This is a genomic window from Pseudomonas rhizophila, from assembly GCF_003033885.1.
Lineage (GTDB): Bacteria > Pseudomonadota > Gammaproteobacteria > Pseudomonadales > Pseudomonadaceae > Aquipseudomonas > Aquipseudomonas rhizophila.
Genome location: NZ_CP024081.1, coordinates 3,591,410 through 3,611,849, shown reverse-complemented (window position 1 = coordinate 3,611,849; position 20,440 = coordinate 3,591,410). Strand labels below are relative to the sequence as shown.

Annotated in this window: 10 protein-coding genes; 5 read left to right on the top strand and 5 right to left on the bottom strand. The window is 61.7% G+C overall.

The window, feature by feature from the left end; translation table 11 throughout:
• The first annotated feature begins 155 nt into the window (after window positions 1–155).
• Window positions 156–2,813 (top strand): excinuclease ABC subunit UvrA, encoded by a 2,658-nt coding sequence (locus tag CRX69_RS16780; RefSeq protein WP_107322376.1) that lies wholly within the window; start codon window positions 156–158, stop codon window positions 2,811–2,813.
• Window positions 2,814–2,903: 90 nt separating this feature from the next.
• Here the strand turns inward: CRX69_RS16780 and hemN are convergent, their stop codons facing one another.
• The 3 genes from hemN to CRX69_RS16765 all read right to left on the bottom strand — a co-directional run bounded on the left by hemN (window position 2,904) and on the right by CRX69_RS16765 (window position 6,208).
• Window positions 2,904–4,292 carry an oxygen-independent coproporphyrinogen III oxidase gene (gene hemN / locus CRX69_RS16775; RefSeq protein WP_047225815.1) on the bottom strand — a complete coding sequence of 463 codons (1,389 nt, stop codon included), beginning with the start codon at window positions 4,290–4,292 and terminating at the stop codon, window positions 2,904–2,906.
• Entirely contained in the window at window positions 4,289–5,668 is a 1,380-nt protein-coding gene (locus CRX69_RS16770; protein WP_047225814.1) for an oxygen-independent coproporphyrinogen III oxidase, read from the bottom strand. Before CRX69_RS16770 ends, hemN begins: the two co-directional genes overlap by 4 nt.
• Window positions 5,669–5,764: 96 nt before the next feature.
• Window positions 5,765–6,208, bottom strand: coding sequence for a CopD family copper resistance protein (locus CRX69_RS16765; protein WP_047225813.1), 444 nt, complete (start codon window positions 6,206–6,208; stop codon window positions 5,765–5,767).
• A gap of 392 nt (window positions 6,209–6,600) precedes the next feature.
• Here CRX69_RS16765 and CRX69_RS16760 point away from each other — a divergent pair, with 392 nt between their 5' ends.
• On the top strand, window positions 6,601–12,213 hold the full coding sequence (locus CRX69_RS16760; protein WP_107322375.1) for a putative Ig domain-containing protein: 5,613 nt from the start codon (window positions 6,601–6,603) through the stop codon (window positions 12,211–12,213).
• 25 nt (window positions 12,214–12,238) lie between these two features.
• Here CRX69_RS16760 and CRX69_RS16755 read toward each other — a convergent pair whose 3' ends face one another.
• Entirely contained in the window at window positions 12,239–12,679 is a 441-nt protein-coding gene (locus CRX69_RS16755) for a carboxymuconolactone decarboxylase family protein (RefSeq protein WP_076384471.1), read from the bottom strand.
• A 205-nt stretch (window positions 12,680–12,884) separates the two neighbouring features.
• Here CRX69_RS16755 and pdxR point away from each other — a divergent pair, with 205 nt between their 5' ends.
• The 3 genes from pdxR (at window position 12,885) to CRX69_RS16740 (ending at window position 15,267) form a co-directional block, all read left to right on the top strand.
• On the top strand, window positions 12,885–14,318 hold the full coding sequence (gene pdxR / locus CRX69_RS16750; RefSeq protein ID WP_107322374.1) for a MocR-like pyridoxine biosynthesis transcription factor PdxR: 1,434 nt from the start codon (window positions 12,885–12,887) through the stop codon (window positions 14,316–14,318).
• Window positions 14,319–14,441: 123 nt separating this feature from the next.
• Window positions 14,442–14,723, top strand: coding sequence for an antibiotic biosynthesis monooxygenase family protein (locus CRX69_RS16745; RefSeq protein ID WP_047225809.1), 282 nt, complete (start codon window positions 14,442–14,444; stop codon window positions 14,721–14,723).
• Window positions 14,724–14,862: 139 nt separating this feature from the next.
• Window positions 14,863–15,267 carry a cupin domain-containing protein gene (locus CRX69_RS16740; RefSeq protein ID WP_107322373.1) on the top strand — a complete coding sequence of 135 codons (405 nt, stop codon included), beginning with the start codon at window positions 14,863–14,865 and terminating at the stop codon, window positions 15,265–15,267.
• A gap of 191 nt (window positions 15,268–15,458) precedes the next feature.
• Here CRX69_RS16740 and CRX69_RS16735 read toward each other — a convergent pair whose 3' ends face one another.
• Window positions 15,459–20,327, bottom strand: a complete 4,869-nt coding sequence (locus CRX69_RS16735; protein WP_107322372.1) for an NAD-glutamate dehydrogenase — start codon at window positions 20,325–20,327, stop codon at window positions 15,459–15,461.
• Window positions 20,328–20,440: the final 113 nt, after the last annotated feature.

Sequence of the window (20,440 nt, the reverse complement as noted above, 5' to 3'; positions counted from 1 at the left end):
TCATCTCTTCGCTTCGGAGAAAATTTTTATTGCACGAGAATCGACGAACCCGGTCGCATAAATATCAGTGCTGTGACTCAGGTTCCACTCTCCGAGTGACGCCGTTTCGCCAGAAAGCCTCCACGCGTTGAACAGACGCAAACAAGGAACGCTCCATGCCCCCACGCTCCGGTCCCGCCTCCGCTTCGCCATTGCCTGAAGACACCGGTTTCGTCCGGGTGCGTGGCGCCCGCGAGCACAACCTCAAGAATGTCGACGTCGACATCCCTCGCGATGCCCTGGTGGTATTCACTGGCGTGTCGGGGTCGGGCAAGTCGTCGCTGGCCTTTTCCACGCTTTATGCCGAAGCCCAGCGCCGTTATTTCGAGTCAGTCGCGCCTTATGCCCGGCGCCTGATCGACCAGGTGGGCGTGCCGGACGTGGACAGTATCGAAGGTCTGCCGCCAGCGGTGGCCTTGCAACAGCAGCGCGGCACGCCCAGCGCGCGATCCTCGGTGGGCAGCGTCACCACCTTGTCGAGCCTGATCCGCATGCTCTACTCCCGAGCGGGTAGCTACCCGGCCGACCAACCGATGCTGTACGCCGAGGATTTCTCGCCCAACACGCCTCAGGGTGCCTGCCAGCAGTGCCACGGCCTGGGCCGGGTCTATGAAGTGACCGAAGCGTCCATGGTGCCGGACCCTTCGTTGACCATCCGCGAACGCGCCGTGGCGGCCTGGCCCATGGCATGGCAGGGCCAGAACCTGCGAGACATCCTGGTAACCCTGGGTTATGACGTCGACGTTCCTTGGCGCGACCTGCCCAAAAAACAGCGTGACTGGATTCTCTTCACCGAAGAGACCCCCACTGTCCCGGTGTACGCCGGGCTCACCCCGGCCCAGACCCGCGCAGCCCTCAAGCGCAAACTCGAGCCCAGCTATCAAGGCACGTTCAGCGGCGCCCGACGCTACCTGCTGCACACGTTCATGCACTCCCAAAGCGCCCAGATGCGCAAACGCGTGGCGCAATACATGCGCGCCAGCCCTTGCCCGGTGTGCGAAGGTAAACGCCTCAAGCGCCAGGCACTGACGGTGACCTTTGCCGGCCTGGACATCGCCGAACTGTCCCACCTGCCGTTGCTGGAACTGGCCGAGGTGCTCAAGGGCGTTGCCGCCCCCGATTATCTGGCGCAAGCCGAGGAACCGGGAACAACCCTCACCCACCAGCAAACCCGCGAGGCCCGCGAGCAACGCGCCGCTCGGGGTGAGAATCCCCATGCCGGCGGGCCTGATGCACGCCACACCCACAATCTGTCCCTGGAAAAACGCCTGGCCGCCCAACGCATCGCCACTGAATTGCTGGAGCGCATCGTCACCTTGATCGACCTGGGCCTCGGCTACCTGGCCCTGGAGCGCAGCACACCGACGCTGTCTTCCGGCGAGCTGCAACGCCTGCGCCTGGCAACCCAGCTCAACTCCCAGCTGTTCGGCGTGATCTATGTGCTGGATGAACCCTCTGCCGGCCTGCACCCGGCCGACAGCGAAGCGCTGTTCCAGGCCCTGCAACGCCTCAAGGCCTCGGGTAATTCGGTGTTTGTGGTCGAACACGACCTGGACACCATGCGCCGCGCCGACTGGCTCATCGACGTCGGCCCCGACGCGGGGGAACAAGGCGGAAAAATCCTCTACAGCGGCCCACCCGCGGGCCTGCGGCAGGTGCCGGAGTCACGCACCCGCGCCTACCTGTTTGCCCAGGACAGCGCTGCGGGGCGTACGCCTCGAACACCCAAGGATTGGCTACGCCTGGAAGGCATCACCCGCAACAATCTCGACAACCTCAGCGCCGCCTTTCCCTTGGGTTGCTTCAGCGCCGTGACCGGCATTTCCGGCTCGGGTAAATCCAGCCTCGTCAGCCAGGCCCTGCTGGACCTGGTGGGTGGCCATCTGGGCCAGGCCAGCCACAACGCCGAAGCCGACGAACAAAGCCTGGAAGATGAACCGCTGCAAACCAGCGGTGGCCACGTCACCGCCGGACTCGAGTCGGTCAAGCGGCTGGTCCAGGTGGACCAGAAACCCATCGGTCGCACCCCGCGCTCCAACCTCGCCACCTACACCGGGCTGTTCGATCACGTACGTAAATTGTTCGCCGCCACGCCTCAGGCGCAGGAACTGGGTTTCGATGCGGGACAGTTCTCCTTCAATGTCGCCAAAGGCCGTTGCGAAACCTGCGAGGGCGAGGGCTTCGTCAGCGTCGAGCTGTTGTTCATGCCCAGCGTGTATGCACCCTGCCCCACGTGCCACGGGGTTCGCTACAACCCCCAGACCCTTGAAGTGAACTGGCAGGGGCTGAATATCGCTCAGGTGTTGCAACTGACCGTGAACCAGGCGCTTGAGGTGTTTGCCGAGCAGGCGTCGGCAAAGCGCTCACTGCAAGTGCTGCAGGATATCGGGCTGGGTTATCTGCGCCTGGGTCAACCGGCCACGGAACTGTCCGGCGGCGAGGCCCAGCGCATCAAACTGGCCACCGAGCTGCAACGCAAAGCCCGGGGCGCCACTTTGTACGTGCTGGATGAGCCAACCAACGGCTTACATCCCCAGGACGTGGATCGCTTGCTGGTGCAATTAAATCGCCTGGTGGATGAAGGCCACAGCGTGGTTGTGGTGGAGCATGATATGCGCGTGGTGGCGCAGAGTGATTGGGTCATCGACATCGGCCCGGGCGCTGGGAACCAGGGCGGGAAAGTCGTGGTATGCGGGGCTCCGGCGAAGGTCGCGAAATGCCAGGAAAGTCGAACGGCGGCCTTTCTGGGCAGGGTGCTGCAGCCTGGAGGTTGAAGGGCAACCTGCCTGGCGCACGGCCTGTGGCGAGGGGGTTATCCCCGCTGGCTGCGCAGCCAGCGGGAACGGCCAGCTCTCGTCATAACGTCAAACCGTACGCGAATACTGGACCGTCTGGTCGACGCCCAGGTACGCGTCGAAAGCCATGGCCACGTTGCGCATCATCAATTGCCCCTGGGGCAGCAGCACCAGCGAGTCGGGGTGGATCTCCAGCAGTCCGTCGCGCACCAGTTCCTCAAGCCGGACCAGGGCATCGGCAAAGTACTCGTTGAAACCCACACCGTGACTGATCTGGATCCGGGTGAAATCGATCCGTCCATGGCACATCAATTCGCTGATGACCTCGCGGCGCAACCGGTCATCGTCGCTCAGGCGATAGCCGCGCTGCACCGGCAGCAGGCCTTGATCCAGGCGAGCGTAGTACTGAGAAAGCTCCTTGACGTTCTGACCATAGCTGTCACCGACCTTACCGATCGAAGACACACCCAGGCCGATCAAATCGCAATCGGCATGGGTGGAATACCCCTGGAAGTTGCGTTGCAGCGTGCCCTGGACCCGAGCGCGCACCAACTCGTCGTCCGGCAAGGCGAAATGGTCCATGCCGATGTAGACATAACCGGCTTCGGTCAGACGATTGATGGTCAGTTCCAGCAACTCCAGCTTGCGCTCCGGCGGCGGCATGTCTTCGGGTCGGATCATCCGTTGCGCCCGCACCCGTTGCGGCAGATGCGCATAGCTGTAGGCGGCGATCCGGTCGGGACGCAGGGCGATGATCTTGCTCAGGGTCACATCGAAACTGGCGATGGTTTGCAGCGGCAAGCCGTAGATCAGATCGACACTGACGGACTTGAAACGCGCCAGCCGGGCCGCCTCCACCAACTCGACGACCTGGGCCTCGCTCTGCACCCGATTGACCGCGGCTTGCACCTGGGCATCGAAATCCTGGACGCCGAAGCTCAGGCGATTGAACCCCAGCTGGCGCAGCCCCTGGATCTGTTGGGCATCGATGGTCCGCGGATCGACCTCGATGGAAAACTCATGGGCGTCACTGTCGTCCATGTCGAACGCCTGGTGCAGGCACTCCATCAGATCGGCCAGTTGCTCATGGGTCAGATAGGTCGGCGTGCCACCGCCCAGGTGCAGTTGCGTCAGTTTGCGCGAGCGGTCGAACAACGCCCCCTGCAGGCCGATCTCACGCTTGAGGTAAGTCAGGTATTCAGCGGCGCGATGAGTCTTGCGAGTAATGATTTTGTTGCACGCGCAGTAGTAGCAAAGGCTCTGGCAGAACGGAATATGGATGTAGACCGACAAGGGTTTGGGCACCGGGGCCTGGTTGCTCAGCTCGGCGGCCTGGCGGTACTCATCCATGGCAAAGGCCTGATGGAACTGCGGGGCCGTCGGATAGGAGGTGTAGCGCGGCCCCGGACGGTCGTACTTCTCGACCAGGGCGCGATTGAAAGCGGATACAGCATTCATGATGGGGTCAACCTGTCAAAGGGGCCGGTCAAAGTGCCTGCGTCGTCGGGAACTGGATCGAACAGATTGCAGATCGCATCCACACTCAGGCGCCCGGCGGGCAAGATACCGATAAAACGGCTGGTCAATTCGATCAAACCCTGGCTGCGCAATACCTCCAACTGCGGCCAGATGGACGCGAAATAATCGCGCAACACCACGCCGAAACGCGCTTCCATGGCCGGGATATCCAGCTCCAGGTCGCAGGCAAGTTGCTCGGTCACCGCGGCCCTGAGCAGGTCCTGCGCTTCACAGCGCCAGCCGCGACACACAGGCAACTGCCCGGCGTCCAGCTGCTGGCAGTACTCCAGCAGGTCATCGGTGTTCTGCACGTACAAGTGTTCGATCTGGGTGATGGCCGACAGGCCGAAACCCAAGTGGTCACAGCAACCGCGCCGAGTGAAACCCTGGCAATTGCGGTGCAGGCGCCCGTGCTCTTGGGCGACGGCCAGGTCATCGTCCGCCCTGACGAACTGCCCCAACCCGATGTAGTGATACCCCGCCCCGGTCAGTTGCTCGCAGCAGATTTGGCGCATGGTGTCTGTATCGGCCTGGCTGCTGAAGGCATCCGCCGCTTGGTGTTTTTTCGAACGATAACGATACGGCGCATGGGCGTAGTCGAACACATGCAGCCGGTCGGGCTCCAGTTCGATCAGCGTGGCCAGTTTGCGCGCGAAGCTGTGGGGCGTTTGCCAGGCATGGCCATAACCGAGATCGATGTTGATGGAACGGAAACCGAAGGTTCGCGCGGCATCGATCAGCGAATGAATCGGTGCCGGGTTCTGATAGCAATCCACGGACAAATCGCTGTCCAGGCCAATGTCTGGCACGCCGATGCTGACGTGGGTGAACCCTTGGTCGCGAATCAGCCCCATGGTGGACCAGTCGGTGTGATGCAGGTCGACCTCGATGCTGTGTTCGGCGCTGTCGTATTCACAGAACTCGAAACGTTTGCGCAGGTCATCCATCAGCCGCTGCAAATGGGCGATCACCGGCGTACCGCCAGTCAGGCAGAACGCCTCGACCCGACGCCCTGCGCCCAAGTGACAACCGACCAGTCCGATTTCATAGGTCAGGTGTTGCAGATAGCCCTCGATCTCGCCACACCGGCACACGCTCGCCAGGGGCGAACACGATGACAAACGCAAGCGCGAAGGCAGATGCACCGCCAGGGACAGCGGCCGCCGTTTATGGCGGCTGTCGCGCAACTCCCGAAGCAGATCGAGCGAGCCAACCCCCGTATGGAATTTGCGCGTACCGACCGGGCAATCGACATCAGCCACCGCCGGGGTACGGCGCGGGGCTCTATCACCGGGGGTGTGGAACAGGTCAAACATGACAATCTCCGAATGGCTGCGCAGGCACAGTGTCGGACTTGTCCCGGTGGGTCGCCTTGACCTGTATCAAGCGCCTTGCATACGTCCCGCAACCGCTCACCAGGTCAGGTAAAACATCCCCTTGGCCAACAGCACGATTGCCAGCAGATGAATGAACACGCTGGTATGGATGATCTGCACGTAACGGGCGTTCATGCGGGCGCTTCTGAACAGCCACATGGCCCAGAGGAAATGCCCGAGTACGCTGCCCGCCAAGGCTATTTTCAGGCCCAGCAGCAACCCGAAAGAAGACTCCCATGGCGCGGAAAGCGTCGGCCAGTACCGCAGCCAGACCATGGCAGCGCCGGCACCGAACAGCGTCAGCAACACCCAGGGCATCAACTGCCGGGCACGCCGGCTGATGCCCTGTTCCAGCAGCACCATGACTTTGGCGGGCAGCTGTTTGCGGATGCTCTCCAGGAACAGCACCTCGAAGAACACCGTGCCAATGAAAACCAGCGCGGCAAACAGGTGCAATGTCAGGAATAGCGGATAGCTCATGGGCTCCTCGGTCGCCCCTGAATCATCGGGCGATGGTTTAGTCGAGGTTATCCCGCGGCTTCGGATTGGGGGTTGATGCCAATCAAGGAAACCCGATACAACACCTGTGGGGGCGAGCCTGCTCGCGATAGCGTCGGTTCGGCTTGCATCTCATCGACTGACACACCGCTATCGCGAGCAGGCTCGCTTCCACAAGGGTTGTGTGAACCCAAAAGCGTCAACAGAACGTTACCTGTTGTTGAAGTCGTTCCGACCGTTGATCAGCCCGTTCGTTTTTTGACGCTTTGCCGATATGCGGTCACAACTTTTGCGCTCCTGCGGGTCATAACACGGTGGCCGCCGATGGAATATTGGCTTCTACCGTGGTTCCAGCCCGATACGGAGATAAGCTCATGATTTTCAACGTACAAAATTTTGGCGCCAAAGGAGATGGCATCACCGACGACACGGCGGCAATACAAAGTGCCATTGATGCGGCGGCTGCCGCAGGCGGCGGGCAGGTGTACATGCCGACCGGGACTTACATCGTTTCGGCCGGCGAGGAACCCTCCGACGGTTGCCTGATGCTCAAGAGCAACGTCTATTTGTACGGCGACGGCATGGGCGAAACCACCGTCAAGGTGGCCGACGGCTCCGACACCAAGATCACCGGCATCATCCGCTCGGCCTACGGTGAAGAAACCCACGATTTCGGCGTCAGCCATCTCACCATCGACGGCAATCGCGACAACACCACAGGCAAGATCGACGGCTGGTTCAACGGCTACATTCCCGGCGAAGAAGGCTACGACTCCAACGTCACCCTCGACAGCGTCGAGATCAAGGATTGCTCCGGGTACGGCTTCGACCCCCACGAGCAGACCGTCAACATGGTCATCAAGAACAGCGTGTCCCACGGCAACGGCCTGGACGGTTTTGTTGCTGACTTCCTCAGTGACAGCACCTTTGAAAACAACGTCGCCTACGACAATGACCGCCACGGTTTCAACGTCGTCACCAGCACCCACGACTTCACCCTCACCAATAACGTTGCCTACAACAACGGCGGCAACGGTATCGTGGTGCAGCGCGGCAGCGAGGACATCCCCTCCCCCAGCAACATCACCATCACCGGCGGCGAGGTGTATGGCAACGGCGGCGAAGGCGTACTGATCAAGCTGTCCAGCGACGTCACCGTCAGCGGCGTCGACATCCACGACAACGCCAGCGCCGGGATCCGCATCTACGGCAGCAACCACGTTGAAGTCATCGACAACACCCTCAACAACAACTCCCTGGGCAATCCGGTACCGGAAATCATCATCCAGTCCTACGACGACACCCTGGGCGTGTCCGGTCGCTACTTCAACGGCAGCGACAACCTGATCCAGGGCAACATCATCAGCGGCAGCGACCTGTCGACCTACGGCGTTGCCGAACGCAACGAAGACGGCACCGACCGCAATGCGATCATCGCCAACACCATCAGTCACACCAGTAAGGGCGCGACGCTGGTCTATGGCGACGGCAGCTATGTCAGCGCCACGGTACCGGTGACCACCGTGCAAGGTACCGCCGGCAACGACACCTTGCTGGGCAGCGCCGCCAACGAGATTTTCTACGGCGGTGCCGGCAATGACACCATCAATGGCGGCGCGGGTGACGACATCCTGGTGGGTGGCGCGGGCATCGACAGACTGACTGGCGGCACCGGCGCCGATACGTTTCGCTTCGCCAGCCAGTCCGACAGTTACCGCAACGCCACCACCAGCTTCGACGACACCATCACTGATTTCGACGTTACCCAGGACAAGATCGACCTCGCGGGCCTGGGCTTCACCGGCCTGGGCAATGGCCGTGGCGGCACATTGCAGATCAGCTACAGCGCCAGCAGCGACCGCACCTACATCAAGGATTACGATGCCGACGCCAGCGGCAATCGCTTCGAGCTGATTCTGTCGGGCAACCTGACCAGTACCCTGACCGCCAGCAACTTCATCTTCAATCGGGTGGTCACCGGCACCAGTGGCAGTGACTCGCTGATCGGCAGTGACTCGGCCGACACCCTGCTGGGTCTGGCGGGCAACGACAGCCTCAGTGGTGGCGCGGGCGACGACAAGCTCGACGGCGGGGCCGGCATGGACACCCTCACCGGTGGCACCGGGGCCGATACGTTTGTGTTTTCCAACCGTCTGGACAGCTACCGCAACTACAACACAGGCGGCGTCAACCTGGGCGATGTGATCACCGATTTCGATGTCAGCGCCGACAAGATCGATCTGTCGGCCATGGGCTTCACCGGCCTTGGTGACGGCAAGAACGACACCGTGTACGTGGTACTCAACAGCGCCGGGACCAAGACCTACATCAAATCCCTGACCGCCGACGCCAATGGCAACCGCTTCGAAGTGGCGCTGGAGGGCAACTACCTCGACACATTGACCAGCGCCAATTTTGTCTTCGCCACCGCCTCGCCCACCAATCAGGCACCGGTGTTGGCCACGCCGTTGCTGGATCAGAATGCGACCGAAAACACTCCGTTCAGCTACGTGGTGCCGGCCACCAGTTTTACCGACCCGGACAACGACAGCCTCAGCTATACCGCCACCCTCGCCAACGGCAGCGCCCTGCCCGGCTGGTTGGTGTTCGATGCCGCCAGCCGCACATTCAGCGGCACGCCAAGTGATACAGCATCAGGCACGTATTCCATACAGGTCACGGCGACCGACGGCAGCAACGCCACCGTCAGCGACAGCTTCACCCTGGCGGTGCAGGACGTGCCGGCCGCGCCCATCGTGATCAATGGCACGCCGAACAACGACACGTTGACCGGTACCGCGGCCAACGAACAACTGTATGGCGGCGCCGGTAACGACACCCTCAATGGCGGGGCTGGCAACGACATTCTGGTGGGCGGCACTGGCGTGGACAAACTCACCGGCGGCGCGGGTGCCGACGTGTTTCGCTATACCTCCAAACTCGACAGCTACCGCACCAGTTCCACCAGCGCCAGTGACCAGATCCTCGATTTCGACGTGGCCGCCGACAAGATCGATGTATCGGCCCTCGGCTACACCGGACTGGGCAATGGCCAGGGCGGCACACTGCAGGTGACTTACAGCAGCTCGACCAACCGCACCTACCTCAAAGACCTCACGGTCGATGCCAACGGCAACCGTTTCGAAGTGTCGCTGGCGGGTAACCTGGTCAGCAGCCTGACCGCCAGTCATTTCGTCTTCGCCGACGAGAACACCCCCAGCAATGTGCCGCCCGTGGTGGTTATCCCCCTGCTCGACCAGAACGCTACCGAAAGTACGCCGTTCACCTACACCGTGACCTCCGACAGCTTCAGCGACGCCAATCAGGATGTGCTGACCTACACCGCCACCTTGGCCGATGGCAGCGCCCTGCCCGCCTGGCTGAGCTTCAATGCCAACAATCTGACTTTCGCTGGCACACCCACCAGCACGGCGGCAGACAACTACAACGTACTGGTCAAGGCCACCGATCCGTCAGGTGCCTCGGTGAGCGACAGCTTCGCCCTGGCAGTGGCCGATGCGCCGGACAATACCATCACCGGAACCAACAACGCCGAATCCCTCACTGGCACCGCGGGCGCGGACTTGATCCTCGGCCTGGGCGGCAACGACACGATCAGGGCCGGCACTGGCGCGGACATTGTCGATGGTGGCGCCGGTCGCGACTCGTTGTACGGTGGCGACGGTGCCGACACCTTCCGCTACACCAACGTGCTCGACAGCTACCGCGACTACGACACCGGCGGGGTCACGGCCACGGACACGATCTATGACTTCACCGTGGGCGTCGACAAGATCGATGTCTCCGGCCTGGGCTATCTCGGCCTCGGCAATGGCAGCAACGGCACGCTGTACATGACCCTCAACTCGGCCGGCGACAAGACCTACATCAAATCCAGCGAAGCGGACGCCGACGGCAATCGCTTCGAAATCGCCCTCAGCGGTAACTACCTCAACACCCTGACCGCCGATGACTTCGTGTTCGGCGAGCGCGCCCAGCAGGACATCCTCTACCTGCCGACCCTCGGCCAGTCCAATGCGCGCCTGCTGCGCATGACCGAGGACGACGATCAGTCCGGTACGTCGATGCTGGTCAATGACCTGAGCAAGTACACCCCTTATGACGTACGCAGTCAGTTCGAGGATGCCGACGGCAATGGCATCGACATCGCGGTGGGTGGCAGTACGGTCAATGGCCTGTCGACCCTGGGCGCCGAGGAGCTCAAGTTGTGCTGGTGGCTGACCGACACCAACCAACCGGGGCCTGCGCTGTTGCGCGCCGTGGCGTTGTTGCAGGATCAGCTTGCCGAGCTCAGGGCCATCGACAACGTCACCATGGGCATCGTTTGGGGCCAAGGCGAGGAAGCGGCCCAGGAGATCGCCCGTGCCTCCGACAAGGAAGCTGCAGCGGCGGCCTACAAGACCGCAACGCTGGCCGTGTTTGATTACCTGCACGCCCAGTTCGGCAGTTTCAACGTCTACCTTATGGAGACCGGGCACTACCAACAGGACGCGGCGCGTGCCCGTGGCTATTCGGAAGAGAAGATCGCCGATATTGTCGAAGGTGTCGGTTATGTCCGCGCCACCCAGGAGGCCATCGCCGCCGAGCGCGCGGACGTGAAACTGGCCGTGGACTACACCGATCTGCCCTTGCGCTACGAAGTCGACCCACTGGTGTATCCCGACGACGTCTGGCACTTGCACGAGGAATCGGCGGAAATCGTCGGCCAGCGCCTGGCCGATTACATCGCCGATGACCTGGGTTTCCAGGGCAATCCTGATGACAACAACAGCGTGCAGGACATATTCGATGATGCCCAGAACGAAGGCGGGATGATTTCCGGTACCGACCAGGCAGATACGCTGGTGGGCAGCTCGGGCAACGACACCCTGGACGGAGACCTGGGCGCCGACAGCTTGACCGGCGGCGACGGCAACGACATCTATGTGGTCGACAACGCGTTCGACAGCGTGGTGGAAAGCAACACCTCGACCGCACAGATCGACACGGTGCAGGCCTCGGTCAGTTGGACGTTGGGCGATAACCTGGAGAATCTGGTGCTCACCGGCGTATCGGACATCAACGGCACCGGCAATGAACGGCGCAATTTCATCACCGGGAACGCCGCCAACAACGTGCTTGATGGCGCCGCCGGGGCCGACAGCATGAGCGGGGGCGATGGCAACGACACTTACTATGTCGACAACACCGGCGATACCGTGATCGAGACCAACAGCAACCCGGTGTCTGGCGGGATCGACAGCGTGCACAGCAGCTTGACGGCCTATACCCTCAACAACAACGTCGAAAACCTGTACATCGATACCCCCGACGCCGCCAATGGCACCGGTAATGCGTTGGACAACATACTGTTTGCCGGGGCCGGCAACAACGTGCTGGACGGCCGTGATGGCAATGACACGGTCTCGTTCGAACGGGCCATGGCCGGTGTCACGGCCACCCTGTCCACCTCCGCGCAACAGAACACCGTGGGTTCGGGCCTCGACACCTTCAAGTATGTCGAGAACCTGACCGGCAGTGCCTACGCCGACAACCTGACGGGTAACAGCGGCGCCAACGTGCTCAACGGTGGGGCGGGCAACGATACGCTGGTGGGTGGCTCGGGCGATGACCGGTTGATCGGCGGCGCAGGCACTGACAGCCTGAGCGGCGGTACGGGTGCAGACACATATGCATTCGAAGCACTGTCGGACATGGGCATCGGGGCGCTACGCGATGTCATCAGCGGCTTCAAGAGCACCGAGTTCGACCAACTGGACTTCACCGGGTTGGACGCCAATCCGCTGACCGCCGAGATCGACACCTTCACGTTCATTGGCAGCAATGCCTTTAGCGCCGATGCCACCGGTCAACTGCGCTTTGCCGATGGCATCCTCTACGGCAGTGTAAATGCCGACGCCAGCGCCGAGTTCGAATTCGAACTGGTGGGGGTCAAGGAGCTGCATGCCAGCGACTTCACGGCCTGACGGGAGCAGGCAGATCGATCAACCATCAGGAACCGGGGCTCTGGCGGAAACTCACCGCCAGCCGGTTCCAGCTGTTGATGGTGCTGATCGCCAGCGTGAGGTCGACCAGTTCCTCCTCGCTGAACACGGCGCGGGCCTGGGCAAAGACCTCATCCGGCACCTGGCTTTCGGCCAACAGCGTTACCGCCTCGGTCCAAGCCAGGGCGGCGCGTTCGCGGGGGGTGAAAAAGCCACTGTCGCGCCACACCGCCACGGCGAACAGGCGCCGCTCGCTCTCACCCAGGCGACGCGCATCCACCGAATGCATGTCGGTGCAAAACGCACAGCCGTTAAGCTGCGAGGCACGGATCTTGATCAGATGCAGCAATCCCGGCTCTATACTCAGGCGACTGCTTAGCGCCTCAAGGCCAATCATGGCTTTCATCGCCCCTGGGGACGCACTGTAGTAATCCAGACGCTGGCTCATGGCGCAATTCCGTGCTGATCGGTATCTCCACGGTAGGCCGTGAGCACGCTGCGCGACAGATCCAATGTGTCGAAAAAAACCGGACCAGTTCATAGCAGACCAATCAGCGCGATTTTCTCCACGCAACTTCTATGCATACGCACAATGCGGTTAATCTTGCGCCTTTGCGGGCTAGCGCCACACAATCGCCCAGGAGCGCGCGGGTATGGAACTTCATGTTGTCATCAACGGCCGCAAAGACCTGGCGGGCCAGTTGTATCAACAACTGCGCAGTGCCATCGAAAGTGGTCGCCTGGCCGCCGGCACGCAACTGCCGCCCAGCCGCTTGCTCGCTGAACAACTGGGCGTCTCACGCAAGACCGTGTCCGACACCTACGCCCAACTGACCTACGAAAACTTTCTCACCGGCATCATTGGCAAGGGCACCTATGTCAATGCGCGCCCGGCCCCAATCGTGCGCAAACAAAGCCACCGCGAGCTGGCCGGCGCCGATGTCGTCGAGACCTGGCGCAACATGCCGGACCTGATGCGCCATCCCCCCCTTGAAGGTGCGCTGCGTTATGACTTCATCGGCGGCGCCACCGGCAAAGGGCAGTTTCCCCTGGACGACTGGCGACGTTGTACCGCCCACGCCTTGCGCCAGATCGCCAGCGCCAAGGGCTTCTACAGCCAGCCCGAGGGTTTGCCGGCGCTGCGCAATGCCATTGCCCGGCATATTGCTTTTTCCCGCGGGGTCAATTGTCAGGACGATGACGTAGTGGTGTGCAACGGTGCACAACAGGCCCTGGATCTGATCTCGCGGGTCTTGACCCGGTCGGGCAGCCTGGTGGCTATGGAGGACCCGGGCTATCCGCCGGCACGCCTGCTGTTTGGCTCCCATGGCGCCACGGTGGTCGGGATACCGGTAGATGACCAGGGCATGCGGGTAGACCTCATTCCCGACGGCACAAGCCTGATTTATGTGACGCCGTCCCACCAGTTTCCTTTGGGTATGCCCATGAGCCAGGCCCGCCGCGAGGCCTTGCTGGCGCGGGCCTACGAGTTGGGGGCAATCATCATCGAGGATGATTACGACAGCGAATTTCGTTACGAAGGCCGGCCGGCCGACTCACTGCAAAGCATGGACGACCGCGGGATCGTGGCCTACGTCGGCACCTTCTCGAAAACGCTGTTGCCGGAGCTGCGCCTCGGTTACGCGATCCTGCCACCGGCGATCCTCGAAGCGGTGATCCTGGCCAAGCGCCTCACCGATCAACACACCTCCACCCTGCCCCAGTGGGCACTGGCCAAGTTCATCGCCGAGGGCTGCCTGCTGAAGCACATCCGCCGCTGCCACACGCTGTATGCCGGCCGCCGCGAGCGAATCCTGGCGCGCATGGCCGGGGACCTGTCGCCCTGGTTCGAGGCGGTTCCTACCACCGCAGGCTTCCACCTGGCCGTGCTGTGCAAGGTGCCCATCGATCTGGCACTGGTGATCGAACTGGCGAAAAAAGCCGAAGTCGGGCTGTACCGTCTCGATGGCTTTTTCAACGACGCCCCGGTGCGACCGGGTCTGTTTTTCGGTTTTGGCGCCATCGAAACCCTCGACATCGACACCGCCCTGGACCGTTTGCGGGACATTTTGCAGCAGGTCGCCTGAGCCATTGGACTGGACATTTATCCGCCCATTGGCTGTTTTAGCCTCGTAAATACAGGCCTATCCTGCAGGGGTCTCGTTGATTGTCGAGCCAATCCCGTCCGACTTGATTCAGGAGCCAGAACCATGACTCGCCAGGTGATCAATACCGTACAGGTCCAAGCCGCCGCCGGGCGCTCGGAAGAACTGGGCCGCCAGTTGCAGCAAATCGTCGAAACCCTGCGTGCACAACCGGGGTGCGATGCCTACATGGTCGACCGTTGCCCGGACGACGGTGACCGCTGGACCGTCAGCGCCCGCTGGCAATCGGAAGCGGCGATGCAAGCCCATTTCAACTGCCCTGAAGTGCAAGGGTTCATCGGCCTGATCGACAACCGTCTGGCTCGAAGCGTGGACTTCAACCGCTGACCTTTGTCTTGGAGTGGATCGCGGCATTGGTCTACCCGCCTTCCGAAAGATTGGACGTTTGTTTGCCCCTCCGTGGGGCTTAGGGTGAATCCATCGCTGCCACAGCGCGAACTCACTCAAACCCACGAAGGTCATTGCCATGAAAACCCTCTGCCTGATCGCTACCCTCAGCCTGCTGCCTCTGGCCCCGGTCTATGCCCACGAAACCGCACCCTCGGAAAAGGTCAACGTGCTGCAGGAGAAGATGCTGAAGAACCTGCCTGGTAAAAAAGCCATGATGCTGACCGTCGACTACGCCCCCGGCCAGTCGTCCGTCGCCCACAAACATGAAGGAACGGCCATGGCCTATGTGCTGGAAGGCGCCATCACCTCCCAGGTCAAAGGCGAGCCGGCGACCACCTACAAGGCCGGGGAGTTCTGGTACGAAGCCGCGGGTTCCGAGCATCTGGTTTCGAAAAACGCCAGCTCGACCGAGCCGGCGAAACTGTTGGTGTTCATGGTGATGGACAAGGATGAGGCGGTGTTGATTCCGCTGAAGAACTAACACCTTTGAGCCCCCTGTGGGAGCGAGCCWGCTCGCGATAGCTGGGTGTCAGTCAACATCAATGTCGCGGGTCAAACGCCATCGCGAGCAGGCTCGCTCCCACAGGGGCTCTGCGCTCCAACCAATCGCGTATTACAAACGCAAAAAAGCCCCGCATCTCTCAATGCGGGGCTTTTTCATTCAACGCCGGATCAGTTGGCCGGCAGGACCGGTTGACCACTCAACGCCAGGTCCAGCAGTTCGCGGTTGGCGACCGCGTACATGGCGTAGTCCGTGCCACTGGCGGCACGGATGTCCACCAGCATGGCGCGCCAGCGCTCGACCATGTCGTGATGCTGCTCCAGCCACAGCGCCAGGCGTGTTTCCACCTCCTGGGTGCCGTCGCCCTGCTGCAGGACCGAAATGGTGATCGCCCGTTGCTGCCAGTCGACGTCATCGCGGAACGCTTCACGGGCCAGGGCCTGCCAGTTGTTTTCTACCGGCAGCGCGCTGATCTGTTGCAAGTACCAGGTGATGTCCAGGGCACTGCCTACCGCGAAGTAGGCCTTGGCCACATCGGCGGCGTTCTGGCCAGTGACATCGGACGCTTCGATGATCGGCAGCAAGGTGTACAGGTGCGTAGTGCCTGCAACCATGCGCGCCAGCAGTTCCGGCACGCCGGCTGCTACGTAGGCCTGGTAGCGGGTCTGCCAGCCTTCGCGGGTCGGGCCTTCCAGCAGTTCGTCGAGCTTGAGGCCCAGCGCCGCCAGGTGCGGACCGAAGTGAGCAACGTCACGGGCAGCGTTCTGCTCGTTGCGGCGGCTGCGCAGGAACCAGCGCGTCGCACGACGACCCAGGCGCATCAGCTCGTCCATCAGCTCCAGTTGCACGTCAGCCGACACCTGGTGATCCAGGGCTTCAATCTGACGGAACCAGTGCGGGAGATGGAAGATGTCCCGCACGATCACGTAAGCGCCAGCCACGTTCGCCGGGCTCATGCCGGTGGACTCTTTGAGCCGTTGAACGAAGGTGATGCCCATGTGGTTGACCAGGTCGTTGGCGATCTGGGTGCTGACGATCTCGCGCTTGAGGCGATGGCGACGCATGGCTTCGGAGAACTTGCTCACCAGTGTCGGCGGGAACGCGGTCTCCATGTCACGGGTCAGGTAGTCGTCATCCGGTACCTGGGAGTTGAGCAGCGCTTCCTTGAGGTCGATCTTGCTGTAGGAGATCAGCACCGACAGTTCGGCACGGGTCAGGCCTTGGCCCGCCGCGACGCGTTCAGCCAGTTGCTCTTCGGCCGGCAGGAACTCGATGGCGCGATCCAGCTTGCCTCGTGCCTCCAGATCGTTCATCAGGCGCTTGTATTCGGCAATGCGCACGAATGCGCGGCGTGCCGCCAGGGACAGGGCCTGGGTCTGCTTGTAGTTGTTGCCCAACACCAGGCCACCGACTTCGTCGGTCATGCTGCCAAGCAACTGGTTACGTTGCTTCTCGGTCATGTCGCCGGCCTGCACCACTTCGTTGAGCAGGATCTTGATGTTCACTTCGTGGTCGGAGCAGTCCACACCACCGGCGTTGTCGATGAAGTCGGTGTTGGTGGCACCGCCATGCAGGCCGAACTCGACACGACCCAGTTGAGTCATGCCCAGGTTGCCACCCTCGCCCACCACTTTGCAGCGCAGTTCGTTGCCGTTCACGCGCAGCGCATCGTTGGCCTTGTCGCCCACATCGGCGTGGCTTTCGCTGCTGGCCTTGACGTAAGTACCGATACCGCCGTTCCACAACAGATCCACCGGCGCCTTGAGCAAGGCGTTGAGCAGCTCGGTCGGGGTCAGTTTGTCGGCCTTGATGTCGAAGCGTTCTTTCATCTGTGGCGAGATGGCGATGCTCTTGGCGCTACGCGAGAAGATACCGCCGCCTTCGGACATGATGCTGGTGTCGTAGTCGGTCCAGGCCGAACGCGGCAGGTCGAACAGACGCTTGCGCTCGGCGAAGCTGCTGGCAGGCTCCGGGTTCGGGTCGATGAAGATGTGCAGGTGGTTGAAGGCTGCCACCAGTTGCAACTTGTCAGACATCAACAGACCGTTACCGAACACGTCGCCGGCCATGTCGCCAACGCCCACCACGGTGATGCTGTCTTCCTGGACATTGATACCGCGCTCACGGAAGTGACGCTGTACGCCGACCCACGCGCCCTTGGCGGTAATGCCCATTTTCTTGTGGTCGTAGCCGGCAGAACCGCCGGAAGCGAACGCATCGCCGAGCCAGAAGCCGTAGTCGATGGCGATGCCGTTGGCGATGTCGGAGAAGGTTGCAGTGCCTTTGTCCGCAGCCACTACCAGGTACGGGTCATCGTCGTCATGACGCACAACATTGGTCGGCGGAACCAGTGCGCCTTCCTTGAGGTTGTCGGTGATGTCCAACAGGCCGGAAATGAAGATGCGATAGCACGCCACGCCTTCGGCGGCGATCTCGTCCCGGCCACCACCCAGCGGCAGGCGTCGCGGCAGGAAACCACCTTTGGCGCCGACTGGCACGATCACCGAGTTCTTCACTTGCTGGGCCTTGACCAGACCCAGCACTTCGGTGCGGTAGTCTTCTTCACGGTCGGACCAGCGCAGGCCACCGCGAGCAACGTTACCGAAGCGCAGGTGCACGCCTTCGACCCGAGGCGAATACACGAAGATCTCGAACTTGGGCACCGGTTTCGGCAGTTCCGGGATCAGGTGCGGGTTGAACTTGAAGCTGAAGTAGGACTTGTTCTGCCCGTTGGCGTCGGTCTGGTAGAAGTTGGTCCGCAGGGTGGCCTTGATCAGGTCCAGGTAGCGACGCAGGATGCGGTCTTCGTTGAGCACCTGAACGTCATCCAGTGCCGTGAGGATCGCCTGTTCCAGACGCAACTGCTTGTCTTCCAGGTCGTCGCCGCTGAGTTTGCGCGCCAGGTAGAAGCGGGTCTTGAACAACCGGGTCAGTTCACGAGCGATGTCGGTGTGGTTGTTCAGGGTACTGGCGATGTAACCCAGGTCGAAGCCCAGGCGGATCTGCTTCAGGTAACGGGCGTAGGCACGCAGCAGCGCCACGTCGCGCCATGGCAGGCCCGCGGTCAGCACCAGGCGGTTGAATGCATCGTTCTCGGCATCGCCACGCACGATGTGGACGAAGGCGTCCTGCAAGGTGTCGTTGAGCTGTTGGATGTCCAGGTCCAGGCCTTCGGCGGCGGTGAACGCGAAATCATGAATCCAGAACTCGCGGCCATTGGTGTGGCGCAGGCGATACGGGAACTCGCCCAGCACGCGCAGGCCGAGGTTTTCCAGGATCGGCAGCACGTCGGACAGCGCCAGCGGCGTGTCGGCGTGATACAGCTTGCAGTGCAGCTCGCGCTGACCGGACACCTGGCCCAGCGGCTGGTAGAAGCTCATGACCAACGGATTTTTTTCGTTCAGGCTCAGCAGGTGCTGCATGTCGACCACGGCCGAGTGCGCGGCAAAACGCTCGCGGTAGCCGGCCGGGAAGCCTTTCGGGAAATCGGACAGCACGTTGGTGCCATGGGCTTCGCCGAAGCTTTCGATCACCAGGCTGGCGTAGTCGTCCTTCCAGCTGCGGCAGGCCTGCACCACTTCTTTTTCCAGCAAGACCGGGTCGATGTCGAGACGGTTCTTCGGATCCACCCGCAGGATCAGCTGTACACGGGCCAGCACGGATTCGGAGAAGAAGGTCCAGAACTCGCAGTCCGAGGCCTTCAGGCGCTCCATCAGCACTTGCTGGATCTTCTGGCGCACTTCGGTGGAATAGATGTCGCGCGGCACGTAGGCCAGGCAGTAGCAGAAACGGCCATACGGGTCTTTGCGCAGGAATACGCGGATCTTGTTGCGTTCCTGGATCTGCACGATGGACATCACGGTGCTGAACAGCTCGTCCACCGGGGTCTGGAACAGATCGTCACGGGGCAGCACTTCGACCACCTGGGCCAGTTCCTTGCCCAGGTGCGCCTTGGCCTGGAAGCCCGAGCGACGTTCGATTTCCTCGACCTTGCGACGGATGTACGGGATGACGCGCACGCTTTCGCCATACACCGACGAGGTGTACAGGCCCATGAAGCGGCATTCCTTGATGACCTTGCCATCGGCGTCGATCTCACGGATCGATACGTAGTCCGGGTAAGCCGGACGGTGTACACGGCTCGGGTGTGCGGCCTTGGCGAACGACAGCGGGGTCGGTTCACGCAGGTAATTGACGGCGTAGTCTTCAATGCGCAGGTCATCGACCGTGAGGCCGGCACGCAACAGTTTTGTCAGGCCGAGGAACGAATCGGCGTCGTATTCGATATGGCCGCCATCGGCGTCATCACGAACCACGAACTCTTCGTAGCCAAGGAAGGTGAAGTGGTTACCCACCAGCCATTCCAGGAAACTCTTGATTTCACCTTTTTCGTCGGCATCGATGGCATAGGCGCTGTTGTCCAGGCTGGACAGAATATCCTGGACCTTGGCTTTCATCGGTTCGAAATCAGCCACCGCCACGCGCACTTCGCCCAGCACCTGCTCAAGTTCCTTGCTCAGGACGTTGAGTTCGGCGGCGTTGGCGCAGCGGTCGATTTCAAGATACATCAGGGATTCTTGGAGGATGCCATCGCCCTGGGTGCCTTTGGGCAGGATCTCCAGCAACTCGCCCTTGTTGCCGCGACGCACGCTCAACACGGTGGTTTGCAGGGTATGGATGCTGTAACCGCGACGGTTCAGTTCGGTGCGGACCGAATCCACCAGAAATGGCAGGTCGTGGTGCAACACTTCCACTGCCGTATGGGTCGACTGCCAGCCGTGGCGTTCGTAATCCGGGTTGTAGACGCGGACCTGCGGCTGCGCATGATCGAAGCGCTCAAGCAGGCGCCAGGCAGACAGGGTGCAGCCGGCGAGGTCGGACAACCGGCGCTGGGTAAGTTCATCGAGGGAAATGATGCCGAAGAATTGTTCAGCGAACAGCGCCACTTGTGGCAGTGCCTGTTCACTGATGTGCTGCGCCAGTGCCGCTTGCAGTTGGTGCTGGAAGTCGGCTTTGCTGGCTGCGGTGAAGAACGCCATCTGTGGTACTCCGCTTGGGCTTGTTATTGATGGAAGCGTCGCGTGCAGCCCTTTTTCAGGGCTGTCGGCCATCCTGTTCCTGATTCTCGGGCAGAGGAAACAGGACGACAGGT

Coding starts and splice junctions, on each gene's coding strand:
- CRX69_RS16780 (WP_107322376.1), top strand. CDS start 156: ATGCCCCCACGCTCCGGTCCCGCCTCCGCTTCGCCATTGCCTGAAGAC.
- hemN (WP_047225815.1), bottom strand. CDS start 4,292: ATGAATGCTGTATCCGCTTTCAATCGCGCCCTGGTCGAGAAGTACGAC.
- CRX69_RS16770 (WP_047225814.1), bottom strand. CDS start 5,668: ATGTTTGACCTGTTCCACACCCCCGGTGATAGAGCCCCGCGCCGTACC.
- CRX69_RS16765 (WP_047225813.1), bottom strand. CDS start 6,208: ATGAGCTATCCGCTATTCCTGACATTGCACCTGTTTGCCGCGCTGGTT.
- CRX69_RS16760 (WP_107322375.1), top strand. CDS start 6,601: ATGATTTTCAACGTACAAAATTTTGGCGCCAAAGGAGATGGCATCACC.
- CRX69_RS16755 (WP_076384471.1), bottom strand. CDS start 12,679: ATGAGCCAGCGTCTGGATTACTACAGTGCGTCCCCAGGGGCGATGAAA.
- pdxR (WP_107322374.1), top strand. CDS start 12,885: ATGGAACTTCATGTTGTCATCAACGGCCGCAAAGACCTGGCGGGCCAG.
- CRX69_RS16745 (WP_047225809.1), top strand. CDS start 14,442: ATGACTCGCCAGGTGATCAATACCGTACAGGTCCAAGCCGCCGCCGGG.
- CRX69_RS16740 (WP_107322373.1), top strand. CDS start 14,863: ATGAAAACCCTCTGCCTGATCGCTACCCTCAGCCTGCTGCCTCTGGCC.
- CRX69_RS16735 (WP_107322372.1), bottom strand. CDS start 20,327: ATGGCGTTCTTCACCGCAGCCAGCAAAGCCGACTTCCAGCACCAACTG.